At 61.2% G+C, this 13500-nt stretch carries 14 protein-coding genes; 8 read left to right on the forward strand and 6 right to left on the reverse strand.

The features are described from left to right. The 3 genes from WB528_RS08295 to WB528_RS08305 form a co-directional block, all read right to left on the reverse strand. Window positions 1–653: AraC family ligand binding domain-containing protein (locus WB528_RS08295; protein ID WP_423887938.1), on the reverse strand; the 653-nt coding region annotated here is incomplete at its 3' end. 73 nt (window positions 654–726) lie between these two features. Further along, window positions 727–2145 carry a UbiD family decarboxylase gene (locus tag WB528_RS08300; RefSeq protein ID WP_423887939.1) on the reverse strand — a complete coding sequence of 473 codons (1419 nt, stop codon included), beginning with the start codon at window positions 2143–2145 and terminating at the stop codon, window positions 727–729. 20 nt (window positions 2146–2165) lie between these two features. Continuing rightward, a complete protein-coding gene (locus WB528_RS08305; RefSeq protein ID WP_423887940.1) occupies window positions 2166–3005 on the reverse strand; it encodes a helix-turn-helix domain-containing protein in 840 nt (279 codons plus the stop codon). A gap of 241 nt (window positions 3006–3246) precedes the next feature. Here WB528_RS08305 and WB528_RS08310 point away from each other — a divergent pair, with 241 nt between their 5' ends. Beyond that, window positions 3247–4065 (forward strand): sterol desaturase family protein, encoded by an 819-nt coding sequence (locus WB528_RS08310; RefSeq protein ID WP_423887941.1) that lies wholly within the window; start codon window positions 3247–3249, stop codon window positions 4063–4065. Between the two features lie 42 nt (window positions 4066–4107). On the opposite strand, the gene WB528_RS08315 is transcribed toward WB528_RS08310, so the two are convergent. Continuing rightward, a complete protein-coding gene (locus tag WB528_RS08315; protein WP_423887943.1) occupies window positions 4108–5088 on the reverse strand; it encodes a Bug family tripartite tricarboxylate transporter substrate binding protein in 981 nt (326 codons plus the stop codon). Window positions 5089–5217: 129 nt separating this feature from the next. Between WB528_RS08315 and WB528_RS08320 the strand changes: the two genes are divergently transcribed. From WB528_RS08320 to WB528_RS08340, 5 genes are all read left to right on the forward strand, one after another. Next, the gene (locus tag WB528_RS08320; protein ID WP_423887944.1) at window positions 5218–5811 is read left to right on the forward strand and encodes a UbiX family flavin prenyltransferase; all 594 of its coding nucleotides are present in this window, start codon (window positions 5218–5220) and stop codon (window positions 5809–5811) included. After that, window positions 5811–6338, forward strand: a complete 528-nt coding sequence (locus WB528_RS08325) for a TIGR02444 family protein (RefSeq protein ID WP_423887945.1) — start codon at window positions 5811–5813, stop codon at window positions 6336–6338. Before WB528_RS08320 ends, WB528_RS08325 begins: the two co-directional genes overlap by 1 nt. A gap of 182 nt (window positions 6339–6520) precedes the next feature. Then, window positions 6521–7537, forward strand: a complete 1017-nt coding sequence (locus WB528_RS08330; protein ID WP_423887946.1) for a zinc-binding dehydrogenase — start codon at window positions 6521–6523, stop codon at window positions 7535–7537. Window positions 7538–7579: 42 nt separating this feature from the next. Then, window positions 7580–7996 carry a PaaI family thioesterase gene (locus WB528_RS08335; protein WP_423887947.1) on the forward strand — a complete coding sequence of 139 codons (417 nt, stop codon included), beginning with the start codon at window positions 7580–7582 and terminating at the stop codon, window positions 7994–7996. Between the two features lie 57 nt (window positions 7997–8053). Next, on the forward strand, window positions 8054–9580 hold the full coding sequence (locus WB528_RS08340; RefSeq protein WP_423887948.1) for a class I adenylate-forming enzyme family protein: 1527 nt from the start codon (window positions 8054–8056) through the stop codon (window positions 9578–9580). Here the strand turns inward: WB528_RS08340 and WB528_RS08345 are convergent. Both WB528_RS08345 and WB528_RS08350 read right to left on the reverse strand, forming a co-directional pair. After that, a complete protein-coding gene (locus WB528_RS08345) occupies window positions 9577–10413 on the reverse strand; it encodes a VOC family protein (protein ID WP_423887949.1) in 837 nt (278 codons plus the stop codon). The genes WB528_RS08340 and WB528_RS08345 overlap by 4 nt on opposite strands. Before the next feature lie 4 nt (window positions 10414–10417). Next, window positions 10418–11302: an N-carbamoyl-D-amino-acid hydrolase gene (locus WB528_RS08350; protein WP_423887950.1), complete on the reverse strand. Its 885-nt coding sequence runs from the start codon at window positions 11300–11302 to the stop codon at window positions 10418–10420. 340 nt (window positions 11303–11642) lie between these two features. On the opposite strand from WB528_RS08350, the gene WB528_RS08355 reads away from it, so the two are divergent. Together WB528_RS08355 and WB528_RS08360 are read left to right on the forward strand one after the other, a co-directional pair. After that, the gene (locus WB528_RS08355) at window positions 11643–13292 is read left to right on the forward strand and encodes an NAD-dependent malic enzyme (RefSeq protein WP_423887951.1); all 1650 of its coding nucleotides are present in this window, start codon (window positions 11643–11645) and stop codon (window positions 13290–13292) included. A 25-nt stretch (window positions 13293–13317) separates the two neighbouring features. After that, the coding region (locus WB528_RS08360) for a hypothetical protein (RefSeq protein WP_423887952.1) at window positions 13318–13500 on the forward strand (183 nt) is incomplete at its 3' end.

Below are 13500 nucleotides of genomic sequence, written 5' to 3' on the forward strand. Positions count from 1 at the left end.
GGCACGCCTACCGAAGCCTCGAACAGACGGAAGAAGTGCGAGCGCGAGAGCCCTGCGTCCCTGGCGAAAGAATCGAGGGCGGCATCACGTCCGGCTTCAGACCGCATGGAGGCCGCAGCCTTGCGGATACGCCAGTCTCCGCCGCGTGCGCTCATTTCGCGGATCGAGGCCGGAAAGCTTCGCCACGGCGTAAAGCGCTCGATCACCGCGATCATCAAATCCGACAGCAGCGCTTCGTGGGCCGCCCGGGCCTCGGGGCGGGCCACCATATCTGCGGCCAGGTTCATGGCGAGGTTGCGGATATGCGGCGAGACATCGCCGGAGGGGTGACCGAAGAAACCGGGCGCGCCGCTGGCCGCCCAGCCCGGCCGGAAGGCCGTCAGCCACTCCGGCTCGATATAAAGTGCGAGGATGACGGTGCGCGGCCGCTCCGGATAGTGGACATAGGAATGCGGCTGCCAGCCGTTCACCAGAACGGCGGTATCATTGGTCAGCGGATAGACGGCGTCGCCGACGACGAACTGAGTGTCCGCGCCTTCGACCTTTAACAGCACATGGCAATGCGGATGGGCATGCCGCACCAGCGACTCGTCCATGTCGAGCAATGCGACCCGCCCGAAGGCTCCATGCGCAATCCGTAGCGCCGTCGACATCGAAAATGTTCCCGATCAGCGCGCCTCGCGCGCCGTCATACGCTCGTTATTTGACGGTTGTCTGCGAGCGACGTCAACCCGAGACGATCCGCGCAAAGGCGGCTTTCGGATCTTTCTGCAATGCCTTGTCGAGATCGACCTTCTCGACACCCTTAACGTGAATGCGTTTGAATTCCATCGGATCGGTTGCAAGCGGCTTGGTCGCGTCGATCCCCATCTTGGCGCTGATGCCGTTGTCGGAAGACGGATCGAGCTTCGAGCCCTGTGCGCCCGAGACGATGACCACGTCACGATCGGCCTGGAAGCGGGTAGCAATCGCCCATTCAATTTCGGTCTGGTCATCGATATTCACGTCCATATCGACCACCACGACCTGCTTGATGTCGTAATGGCCGCCGAACGCGCCCATGATAATGTTCTTCGGCTCACCCTGGCTCTTCTTGTCGATCTTGACGGCGAGGTGGTAGCGGCAGGTACCGCCGCGGGTGAGACGCACGTCGTGCACCGACGGAAAGCTTCGTTGCAGATAATCGAGTAGCGTGGCTTCGCGCGGAATACCGCCGAGCAACAGGTGCTCGACGCCGCCGCCGACGATGGTGTGAAAAATCGCGTCCTTGCGATGGGTGATCGCATCGACCTGGATCACCTCGCGATCGGCGCGCGGCCCATAATATTGCGGGAATTCACCGAACGGACCTTCGGGCTCGCGTACCTTCGGCAGAATCCGGCCTTCGATCACAATCTCCGCATGCGCGGGCACACGCACACGGTTGCTACGGCACTTGACCATCTCGACCGGGCGGCCAAGCAATGCGCCTGCGATTTCCATTTCGTCACTGTCGAGCGCCGCGATCGCCTGCGAGGCGAGAATGCAGGCCGGATGCACGCCGATCACAAGCGCGATCTCCAACCCTTCGCCTGCCTCCTCTGCCATCCGGAAGTAATGCAGCGTATGCCGGGGCAACAGCAACACGCCGATGCGATCGGGCCCGCTCACCTGACAGCGGTGGATCGAGACGTTCTGGATTCCCGTTTTCGGATTTCGTGCGATCAGGAGCGCCGCCGTGATGTAAGGCCCGCTGTCAAGTTCATTGTGTTTGGGGATCGGCAATTGCTTGAGCAGATCGACCTTCTGGTGAACGACCTCCTGCGCCGGCGCGGCTGCGACCTCGACCCATGGCAGCGGATGACGTACGGCGTTCTGGAAACTCGAAAGCAACTTGGCAGCGGGAACTCTCAGCGCATCTGCAATCCAGCTGCGGTCGACAAAGAGATTGGCGACCACGGGGATGGCGTGCCGATCGGGTTCCGGAAACAGCACCGCGCGCTCATTTTCCAGTCTCTTGGCGACCGCCGCCAATTCGTCGGTCAGCGAAATACCTTTTTGCGCGACCGCCAGACGGCCTCCGGCTAAAAGCTGACGCAACCAGTCGCGCAAATCGGGATGCGCGGTTCCACCGGCCGTATCCGTGTTGGAACGCCTTGCTTCCATGGTCTGCTCCGTCGTGCCGGTCAGCCGAGATCTGCCATGACTCGCCGATACTGGTTCGGCGAGGTCCCGGTGTGCTGCTGAAAGAATCGGGTGAAATTGCTCTGCGCGCTGAACCCGAGGTCTTCGGAAATGCCACCGATCTCGTCCCGCTGCAACCGCAGGCGGCCAACCGCCGATTCAACGCGAAGCGCGTTGGCGTACAGCCGCGGGCTCACGCCGGTGCAATGGCGGAACAGGTGATTGAAGTGCGGACGGGAAAGTCCCGCGGCGCGTGCGACATCGTCGAGATCGACCGCTTCGGCCGCGTGCTCTCGCATATGCCGCAGCGCGCGGCTGACGCGATAATCCCTGGCGCCGTTATTGCCTGCCGCGCCTGCTCCTTGCTCGCGCCACGCTGAAAAGCCGTGCGAAACGGTCAGGCAAAGCTTCAATATCTGCTCAGGCAGGTCGTCGTGGGCATCGAAGGGATCGGCCATGCGCTGAACCAGATCGGTTCGAAGGCGCTCGATCTCTCTTGTGATCGGGATGCCGGCACGCGGAAAAAACCCCGATGCGGCGCAACCCGAGAAGGCCCGGTCCGCCTGCACCAACCAGCCGGGCTCGACATACAGCGCGAGAAACAGGGTACGGTCCGCGTCCCGCCGATGCACGTAGGCATGCTGCTGCCACGAATTGACGGCGACCAGCATTTCGTTGCTCAAAGGTACCCGCTCGCCTTCGATGACGAAATTCTGATCGGGACCGCTCGCCTTGAAAATGAGATGAAAATGCGGGTGCGCATGGTCCACCAGCGAGGTGTCCATGTCGAGGAGGGCGACGCGTCCGAAACGGCCACGGAGAATGCTCAAGGCCTTGGTCATGATTTTCGGTTCTCCGAACCAGCCGCGCTTCTCTCGCAAAGCCTGTTCGTCTGGCAGTCCACGGGCTTGAAGATAGCCCGGATTGCTGGTGACCGGTATGTGTCGGCACGCAAAAAATCATCCAGAATGATAAATCCTCCGCGGCGCAGCGAAGCCCAACCAGCCCTTGACCGGAATATGCTCTCCAGCAATCGCCATTGAGCGGCCGTCCCACCGACGGGACACAAGGAGGGAGAACGACATGGACGTGGTATTCCAGAACGAGAGCCGGGACCGCCGCGAACAAGAACGCCAGCGTCAATTCCGCGACAGATTCATTGCCGAAACACCGCCATGGTATCACGGCGCCATGCATCTCGCCTTCACGCTGCTCGTCACCGGCGCTGCGATGTGGTTCTGCTGGAACCGGATCCATGACGCCGGTTGGCTATGGCTTCTGGTGATTCCGATCGCATTGTTCGGCAACTGGATCGAATGGGCCGCGCACCGCTACATCCTGCACCGCCCGGTCAAGGGGCTGGAGATGATCTACAAGCGCCACTGCACCGTGCATCACCAGTTCTTCACCCATCACGACCTTACCTACCATGGTCACCGGGAATGGCGGGCGTTGTTGTTCCCTCCCTTCGCACCGCTCGGCTTTGTACTGGCAGCGCTTCCACCGGCTCTCCTGCTCGGACTGGCGATTTCCGCGAATGCCGCCTACATCGCGGTGTTTACGATGGCCGCCTATTACCTGATGTACGAAGGCCTGCACACGCTCTCGCATCTCGACGACGCCCGCCATCCCTATTTGAATTATATCCCGCTCATCAACACGGTCCGCCGCATGCACACCATCCATCACGTGCTCGGCTTCATGCAGACGCGCAATTTCAACCTTACCTTTCCGATCTGCGACGCGCTGTTCGGCACCAGCGATCTCGATCGCGGCGTGGTCGGCACGCTGTTCAATGGCAATTCCAACCAGTACATGCGCCGCGACTTGCAGCCGATCGACCCTGGGATTCCAGTCCCGCAAATCGACGGGCCTGCTGCCGAACCAGCCAAGGCGGTTTAGCCGATACGAGGCCGAGCGGCGCGGAGCGATCTTTATCGCGCGCTACTCGACCTTGATTTTCGCGGCTCGAATGATTTTGGTCCACTTCTCCATCTCGACCTTCAACTGAGCGGAAAATTGCTCGGGACTATTGCCGATAGGCTCAAGGCCGAGCGCCGCCAGCCGCTCCTTCGTATCGGGATCATCGATGATTTCAGCGATCTCCCGATAAAGCCGCGCGGTCACGTCTTTCGGCGTGCCGGCCGGAATCAGAACGCCGACCCAGGCGTCGCCGTCGAGTTCCGGATATCCGGCTTCGGCGATGGTAGGCAGGTCAGGAAGCGCCTGCGACCTGTGTTGGCTCATCACCGCCAGCGCGCGCAATTTGCCGTCCTGGATGAACGGGAGTGCCGCCGATAAGGCCGCGAAGCCGATCGATGGGTAGCCTCCCACCGCTGCTGTAACGGCGCTGCCACTCCCGCCATAGGGAACGTGCACGAGATCGACGTTGGCCGCGACGCGAAATTGTTCGCCAAGGAGGTGCGATGGCGTTCCGAATCCCGGCGAGGCAAAGCTGTACTTGTTCGGGTTGGCTTTGATGAGCGCCACCAGCTCGGCAACGGAACGTGCCGGCAGAGACGGATGGACGAACATCGCCGACTGGAAGATGGCCACCTCTGTCACCGCTTCAAAATCCCTGAGCGGGTCGTAGGAAACCTTGTCATACAGGGTCGGATTGATGACGTAACTGTTCACCGTGACGAGGATCGTGTAGCCGTCCGGCGCCGCTCTTGCCGCTTGTCCAGTGCCTATATTGCCGCCGGCCCCGACGATATCCTCGACATAGAACTGCTTGCCCAACCGATCGGACAGTTTTTGCGCGATCAGCCGCGCGCAGACGTCGGTCGGGCCACCGGGCGAATAGGGCACGATCACCCGAACGGTCCGGGCCGGATAGGATTGCGCCCTTGCCAAATCCGGGAAGGCCGGCAGCGCCGCAATACCGGCAGCGAGATGCAAAAAACGACGACGTGGAAGTCTCATGGCTTGAGGCTAGCGCAAGGCGGCAGCCTCCGAAAGGGGCCCAATTTCCCGTTAACTTAACGCAGCCTGTAGTCTGTGCTATCCACGACCGGAGTAGCGCTCACTTTGTTCTAATTGGTGCTGTTTTCGATGAACTCACATCCGCGGCGCTTGATCGTCGGCATCACCGGCGCTTCCGGAGCGATCTACGGCGTCCGCTTGCTGCGGCTGTTGCAAAATACCGGCGTCGAAACCCATCTCGTGATGAGCCGGTCGGCCAAGATTACCTTAACTCAGGAGCTGGACGTTGGCCTCGCCGAGGTTTCGGCACTGGCGAGCCTCGTTCATCCCGTCGACAATATCGGCGCCTCGATCGCCAGTGGATCGTTCAAGACGATGGGCATGGTGATTGCGCCATGCTCGATGCGAAGCCTCGCCGAGATCACTTCGGGCGCGACTTCCTCCCTGGTCACGCGCGCCGCTGACGTCGCCCTCAAGGAACGGCGGCGGCTGGTTCTGCTGGTTCGCGAAGCCCCGCTCCACCTCGGCCATTTGCGCTCGATGACGGCGGCGACCGAAATGGGGGCGATCGTCTACCCACCCGTGCCGGCATTCTATGCGCGACCGGCGAGCCTCGAGCAGATGGTCGACCACACGCTGGGACGGGTGCTCGACCTCTTTGACATCGAGAACACCGCCGTCAGCCGCTGGGGCGGATTGAACTCGATCAAGAATGACAACTAATGGCGTCAGCGCGGTCCGAGCTTGAGGCGGATAGCTGGGCATTCGCGCTGGCCATCTACGCCAAGCCCGGCGTTGCGGAAGCCTGCCTCACGTTGCAGAACGAGGCGGGCGTCGACGTGATGATCTTACTGATAGCGACCTTCGCCGCGATCAAACATCGCCTTTTATTGACGGCAGAAGATATCCGGGTATTGGACGAGGCCTGCCGCCCTTGGCGTGAACAGATCGTGCGTCCCCTACGCGCCATCCGTTCGGGATTGAAGACGGGACCGCAGCCTGCGCCAAACAACGCCACCGAACCGTTCCGCTCGCAAGTCAAGGCACTGGAATTGGCAGCTGAGAGACTTGAAAATCAGCTACTGACTGAATGCCTGCCGCTCAGGGCGCCAGCGCAAGGGACGGTGACGCCGGAACAGCTCCAGACCGTTCTGAAAAGCGTCGTCGCGCACTTTGCCAAGGGCCGGGGTGTCCAGCTTTCTTCGGCGATCGGCACGATCGTCGAAGCTGCGATCCAGGATGCATGCTGAACTCCTTCATCCCGTGGAAAGCTATTGCGCTTCGACCCATCGAAATGCGAAATCCTTCCCCGAATGGGTGGGTTGCGAGGAATTCGGCTTGATATTGCGGCGTCCCTCAGCAAACTGCCGGCGAAATCTGAAAGTCCTGCGCCTGACGCGCGCGCCGGGATCGTATTAAACGGGATAACGAAATGTCAGAGACGATGAAGGCGCTGCTTCTGCGCGAGCACGGCGGATTGGAAAATCTGAAGCTGGTGACGGACCATCCGAAACCGAAGGCAAGAGCCGGAAGCGTCGTGATCCGCGTGCGGGCTTCGTCGTTCAATTACCACGACGTCTTCACAGTGAAAGGCATGCCCGGCATCAAGGTGCCGCTGCCGGTGGTGATCGGCCTCGACATGGCCGGCGAAATCGTCGAGATCGGCGAAGGCGTCTCTGGCTGGAAGGTCGGCAGCCGCGTGCTCGTCAACCCGCTCAACAAGAAAAAGGGCCTGATGGGCGAGATGCTCGACGGCGGCATGGCGGAGTATTGCCTCGTCGAAGCCGACCAGTTGATCGCCATGCCGGATGGCGTCAGCTTCGAGGAAGCGGCCTCTCTGCCGGTCGCCTACGGCACTGCGCACCGCATGCTGATCACCCATAACACGATCAAAAAGGGCGATCGCGTTCTGATCCTCGGCGCCAGCGGCGGCGTCGGCACCGGCTGCGTCATCCTCAGCAAACTCCTGGGCGCCGAAGTCATCGCCTGCGCGAGCAGCGCGGAGAAGATGGACAAGCTCAAGGCGATGGGCGCCGACGAGGCGATCAACTACAAGGAAGTGGATTTCTCGAAATGGGCGATCGAGAAATACGGCAAGCCGCAACGCCGCACCTATGACGGCGGCGTCGATGTCGTGATCAATTTCACCGGCGGCGACACCTGGGTGCCGTCGCTGCGCTGCCTCAAGCGTGGCGGCAGCCTTCTGGTTTGCGGCGCGACCGCCGGACACGATCCGAAGGAAGACCTGCGATATATCTGGAGCTTCGAGCTGAAAGTGATCGGCTCCAACAGCTTCTATGAGGACAACCTGACGGATCTGATGAAAATGATCGCGGAGAAGAAGATCGCCCCCGTGATCGACGCGGTGCTGCCGCTGGAAAAGGCCGCGGAGGGCTTGCGCCTGATCCAGGATCGCGAGGTCATCGGCAAAGTGGTGGTTGTGCCTTGAGACGCTGACGTGCGATGAACCAGGATAAAAGGTTTTTGTAAGATGAGTGAAATTCCCAGCGTCGAGGACGTCCAGAAGCTGCTATCCCGCGGCCCCTACCATCAATGGCTTGGCCTGAAGGTGATGGCGGTTGGCGAAGGTACGATCGAGCTGACCGCAACCTGGCGCGAGGAGTGGGTGGTCAATCCCGATCGTGGCTACACCCACGGCGGCATTCTGGCTGCGCTTGTAGACCTCACCGCCGATTGGGCGATGGTGTCGAAGACCGGCCGCGGCGTTCCGACCATCGATCTGCGCGTCGATTATCATCGAGCGGCGATGCCTGGCGTGCTGACAATCCGTGGTGAGGTCGTGAATTTCGGGAAGCAGTTCTCGGTTGCCGAAGCAAAAGTCTTCGACAAGGAAGGCCGCCTGCTCGCGAGCGGCCGCGGCACTTACCTGACTGCGCCGCCAGCCTGACAGGGACACGAGTGGCCGCTGCGAAGGGACGCAAATGCTAGAATCGGACCACTAGTCGTGCCCGGTATCCCTTCGTTTTCGAATCTGGGAGCCCTGACGTCAAAGGACGGCGATCCCGACAAGGTCGCAATCATCGATCTGGGCACGGGCGAGGTGCGCCGTTTCAGCTACCGTGATTTCGAAGAGCAGGCTAATGCGGTCGCGCGAGGGCTTACGGCGCGCGGTCTTGCGCGCGGAGAACGGGTCGCCGTCCTCTCGGCCAATCGTTTCGAATATCTCACGACCGTCCACGGAATCATGCGCGCCGGCTTCGTTGCCGTGCCGGTCAATTTCAAATTCCCGCCGGCGACGATCGACTACATTGTTCACGACTCTGGCGCCAATCTCGTTTTTTGCGATGCTCAGCGCCTTGACAGCGCGCCAAAGGACTTGCCGCGCATCTGCTTCGACAGTGGCAGCGGCGAGGCAGACTTCGCGAGCTTTCTCAAACCCGGCCCGCTTGAACCGACCACACCATCTGATCGCGAGCCGGCGATGTTCCTCTACACGTCAGGCTCGACGGGACGGCCCAAGGGCGTCGTGCTCTCGCACCAGAGTCATATCTGGGTGGTCGAGCAGCGCATGGCCGCGCAGGACATGACGCGCCACCGCTTTCTGGTCGCCGCGCCCCTCTATCACATGAACGCGCTCGCCATAAGCCAGTTGGCGCATGCGGCCCACGCAACTGTGATTTTGCTCCCGCAGTTCACGACGCAACTCTATCTCAAGGCCATCGAGGACTATCGCTGCACGTGGCTCACCGCAGTTCCTCCGATGATCGCCATGATGCTGAACGACAAAGAGAGATTCGCGGCGACCGATCTTTCCAGCGTGGAATACTTGCGAATGGGATCGGCGCCGGTCAGCCAAAGCCTGATGAAAGCGATCCACGACGCGCTTCCGAAAGCGGCCGTGACGAACGCCTATGGCACCACCGAAGGCGGCCCCGTCGTTTTCGGACCTCACCCGAGGGGCCTACCTCAACCGGAAATGTCGGTCGGCTATCCGCACCCGAAAGTGCAGGTGCGATTGATCGGAGAAAACGGCGCACCTTCCGATCCCGGCGTGCTGGAGATGAAAAGCCCGGCGATCATGAACGGCTACCATAATCGTCGGGATGTGCCCTCGCCCATTACCGCGGACGGCTTCTATTTCACCAGCGACGTGTTTCGCCGCGACGAAAACGGCTTCCATTTTTTTGTCGGCCGGACCGACGATATGTTCGTCAGCGGCGGTGAAAATATTTTCCCGGGCGAAGTCGAAAAGATGCTGGAGAGCCATCCGGACGTGATCCAGGCCTGCGTCGTGCCGGTTGACGATGACATCAAGGGCACCAAACCGGTGGCGTTCGTGGTCAAGCGCGAGGGCAGCGATCTCGACGAAGCCAGGCTAAAGGCCTTCGCGCTGGCGAACGCGCCGGCTTACCAGCATCCGCGATCGATCTGGTTCGTCGGCAGCCTTCCCTTGGCTTCGACCAACAAGCTCGACCGCAAGGCGATGCACCGCATGGCCGCAGAACGGTTGCGGCACCGTGATACCGGTTAGCGCTGCGCGCGAAATTCGAGCAGCGTATCGAGGAACGGAATCAGCACCGCCAGCGAAGTCTGTTCTATGCCAACACGCAGATCCGGAATGGAGGAAGCGAGATCACGGATGCGGGCAAGATCCGGCGTATCGAATACGACAGCGCCGAAGAAGCCGTGACGGCCGTTGGCCTCGACACATCGTTCGCCATAACGCTCACGATAACGCTCGGATGAAATCAAGCTGAGGCGAAAGCCACCGGGCAACGCGATGGTCCAGCCGTCTCCCTGTCTTTCCGCCGGCGATTGAGCCGCCTTGGCATAGCGCGGCGCGTCGACTTCGATGTTCGAAGTCACAATCACCAGTTCACTCAACGCCCGAACGCCATTGGGATGCGACATCCACGGACGATGCCAGACCAGCTCCGGTGTGTAGTGCTTGCAGTAATAGACGCGGCCTGCCTCAAACAATTCCGGCGCGGTGCGAACCGTGCGAAAGCGCGCAAGGTGTTCGACGCCATCGATCGTGACCGGCCGTGAAAAACTCTGCGGCTCGAGCATGGCGAGACCGCCGCCGCGCAATGCGCTTTGGCTTGCGTCGATGTCCTTGGCCCGAAACACCAGCCCATTCAATCCGCGCGGACTTTCCAGGACGTCTTTGCGCACGACGTCGGTTCCCGTCGGCAACCCGATCAGTTCCAGATAATCATGTTCGAACATGACGAGATGATTGATCGAGCCGAGCGAATGGTAGCCGCGCGGCGTCAAGGTGAAGCCGAGCTGGGACATCAGCGCGGCGGCGCGGTCCATGTCGAACAGGGTGTTGATCACGACATGATCGAGCGCGAAAGTCATCTTCTTACTCTTCCGGCGGCGGAATGGCACCGACCCGGCTGGTGATGAGACCGTAGTGCTCGACGCGGCGATGGCTGGCGAAGTCAAAGATCGTCTGTTTGCCGAAGGCGGTCGCATCGAGATCGCATGGGTGGACCAACAGCTCATCGCCCTCGGTCCTGGCTTCCGCGACAATCTCGCCATCGGGGTCGACAATGAGGCTGCCGCCGATCAGCGGAAAGCCGTCCTCGACGCCGGCCTTGGCGACCGCAACTACCCAGGTCGCGTTCTGATACGCGCCCGACTGGACGGACAGACGATTGTGGAAGAGCCGCCTCGAAGGCCCCTCCTCGCTGTTCTGCGGATTGACCGAAGGCGTGTTGTAGCCGAGCACGACCATCTCCACCCCTTGCAGCCCCATCACGCGATAGGTCTCGGGCCAGCGCCGGTCGTTGCAGATCGCCATGCCGAAGATGCCGCCCATCGTGCGCCACACCGGAAAGCCGGTGTCGCCGGGCTCGAAATAGCGCTTCTCCAGGTGCTGAAAGGCGCGCTCGGGATCGAATTCGGAATGACCCGGCAAATGTGTCTTGCGATACTTGCCGACGATTTTCCCTGACTTGTCGGTGAGGATGCAGGTATTGAAGTGATGTCCGGCGGCGCGGGCAAACAGCGGCATCGCCGCTGCGTTCGGTATCTCGCGCTCGAACCAGGCATCGACCTCGGCCTGGTCCTCCATGTACCATCGCGGGAAAAACGTGGTGAGCGCCAGCTCCGGATAGACAATCAGATCCGCCCCGCGCGCCTTGGCTTCGTCCATCAGGGCGATCATGCGCGGGATGACGGTTTGACGGCTTTCCGCGCGCTGAATGGGGCCCATTTGAGCGGCAGCGACGGTGATGATACGCATGGATGAGCTTTTCGGTTGTTTTATCTCGCGCTGCAATGAACAAAAATCGATCACGTTTTGCGGTGCAGATTATGACCCAAGTCATAGGATCGTTTCACTGGGAGTCAATTCGGTTCGGATGCAACATCTGCCGTCATGGCAGATCTGACATGGCAGCAATATCTGACCGGCATCATCTTCTTGTGACCCGGCGCGGGCCGATGGCCAGTGTTGCTTTCAGCGGTAAATTCTGGTCAATGCAACACGGTTGCACGGTGGGCCATTCTGGTCTCCTCTTCGGTATGGGCGAAAGCCAACAGTAAAAAAGACAAGAAGCTAAAAAGAAAAGAGAGGAAACGACATGATCGCGTCAGCTCGGGCGACTCCAAATTCGCGTATCTCGGATTCGCCGCGCGGCCTGGCGCTGTTGCGCGACCCGTTACTCAACAAGGGAACGGCTTTCACCGAAGCCGAGCGGGACGCGCTTGGTTTACGCGGCTTCCTGCCGGCGCATGTGCTCTCAATGGAGGAGCAGGTCGCACGCGTTCTGACCAACCTGCGCAGCCTTCCCAACGACCTGGAAAAATACATCGCGCTCAACTCGCTGCACGACCGCAATGAAGAACTGTTCTTTCGGGTCGTTTGCGACAATATCGATGAAATCCAGCCGCTGATCTACACCCCGACGGTGGGCCTTGCCTGCCAGCGTTATGGCCTGATCTTCCAGCGTCCGCGCGGCATGTTCATCAGCGCGACCGATCGAGGGCGGATCGCCGAACTCCTGGCCAACTGGCCCTATCCGGCCAAGCTGATCGTCGTCACCGACGGCGAGCGAATCCTGGGGCTAGGCGATCTCGGAGCGCACGGCATGGGCATCCCGGTCGGCAAGCTCTCGCTTTACTCGGCATGCGCCGGGATCGATCCAGAACATTGCCTGCCGGTCATGCTGGATGTCGGCACCAACAACCAGGATCTCCTGAACGACCGCTACTATATCGGCTTGCGGCAGAAGCGGCTGACCGGCAACGCCTATGACGAATTCGTGGATGAATTCATTACCGCGGCCCGAGCCGCCTTCCCCGGCGTGCTGATCCAGTTCGAGGACTTTGCCAATCACTCGGCATTCCGCCTTTTGCACAAATACCGGGAAGACATTCCCGTCTTCAACGACGACATCCAGGGAACGGCAGCGGTCGCGCTGGCGGGGCTATTCTCGGCCTTGCGCGTCAGCGGCGGCAAACTCGCTGATCAGCGGATCCTGTTCCTTGGCGCCGGCGAGGCGGCGACCGGCATCGCCGATCTCATCGTCTCTGCGATGATCGCCGAGGGCGTTTCGGAAACTGACGCGATCAAGCGCAACTGGCTGGTGGATTCGCGCGGCCTCGTCGTGAAGAACCGCGCAGGCCTGACCGAGCACAAGCTGCGCTATGCGCATGATCATGCGCCGGTCGACGACTTCCTCACCGCGATCCGCACCCTCAAGCCCACCGCGATCATCGGCGTCGCCGCTGTCGGCGGCGCCTTTTCGCCCGAAGTGCTTCAGGCGATGGCCGAGATCAACCACCGGCCGATCGTGTTCGCGCTCTCCAACCCGACTTCGAAGGCGGAATGTTCGGCCGAAGAAGCCTATCGTCACACCGGCGGCCGGGCGCTGTTCGCCTGCGGCAGCCCTTACGATCCGGTGAAACTCGACGACAAGACCTTCGTGCCGCGCCAGGGCAACAATTCATACATCTTCCCCGGCGTCGGCCTCGGCGCGATCGCGAGCGGATCGAATCTCGTGACCGATGAGATGTTCATGGCCGCCGCCCACACGCTGGCCTGTCTCGTCACCCATGACGATATCGAACAGGGTAGCCTTTATCCGGCGCTGCCCCGGATCCGTGAGGTCTCGGCTCATATCGCCGCTGCGGTGGCCGACGTTGCCTATAAACGCGGCCTGGCGACAGCGCCGAAGCCGAACGACATGATGGCGTATATCGAGCGGCAGATGTACGACCCGCGTTACTGACGAAGTCGCGGGCGCGACGGTATCGATGCCGCCGTGGCCTTCAACCGCGCGAAAGACCGCCTCACCCGACGGTGGCGAGAGCGAGTATGTTCGCAGCGCCGCTCGCGCGCCGGTTGTGCCGGATGCCAACGGCATAGACGCGTCTCGCCCGATGCAGCTGGTGGAGAAACCGTCTCTCACGGCTTTGGGCGAACGCCGCGTCTCGGAC

This window comes from Bradyrhizobium sp. (assembly GCF_049586575.1).
Taxonomy (GTDB): Bacteria; Pseudomonadota; Alphaproteobacteria; order Rhizobiales; family Xanthobacteraceae; genus Bradyrhizobium.

What these genes read in the sequence shown, in the direction of transcription:
- WB528_RS08350 (WP_423887950.1), bottom strand. Translation starts at nt 11,302, where the DNA reads ATGCGTATCATCACCGTCGCTGCCGCTCAAATGGGCCCCATTCAGCGC.
- WB528_RS08335 (WP_423887947.1), top strand. Translation starts at nt 7,580, where the DNA reads ATGAGTGAAATTCCCAGCGTCGAGGACGTCCAGAAGCTGCTATCCCGC.
- WB528_RS08345 (WP_423887949.1), bottom strand. Translation starts at nt 10,413, where the DNA reads ATGACTTTCGCGCTCGATCATGTCGTGATCAACACCCTGTTCGACATG.
- WB528_RS08330 (WP_423887946.1), top strand. Translation starts at nt 6,521, where the DNA reads ATGTCAGAGACGATGAAGGCGCTGCTTCTGCGCGAGCACGGCGGATTG.
- WB528_RS08310 (WP_423887941.1), top strand. Translation starts at nt 3,247, where the DNA reads ATGGACGTGGTATTCCAGAACGAGAGCCGGGACCGCCGCGAACAAGAA.
- WB528_RS08325 (WP_423887945.1), top strand. Translation starts at nt 5,811, where the DNA reads ATGGCGTCAGCGCGGTCCGAGCTTGAGGCGGATAGCTGGGCATTCGCG.
- WB528_RS08300 (WP_423887939.1), bottom strand. Translation starts at nt 2,145, where the DNA reads ATGGAAGCAAGGCGTTCCAACACGGATACGGCCGGTGGAACCGCGCAT.
- WB528_RS08315 (WP_423887943.1), bottom strand. Translation starts at nt 5,088, where the DNA reads ATGAGACTTCCACGTCGTCGTTTTTTGCATCTCGCTGCCGGTATTGCG.
- WB528_RS08355 (WP_423887951.1), top strand. Translation starts at nt 11,643, where the DNA reads ATGATCGCGTCAGCTCGGGCGACTCCAAATTCGCGTATCTCGGATTCG.
- WB528_RS08320 (WP_423887944.1), top strand. Translation starts at nt 5,218, where the DNA reads ATGAACTCACATCCGCGGCGCTTGATCGTCGGCATCACCGGCGCTTCC.
- WB528_RS08305 (WP_423887940.1), bottom strand. Translation starts at nt 3,005, where the DNA reads ATGACCAAGGCCTTGAGCATTCTCCGTGGCCGTTTCGGACGCGTCGCC.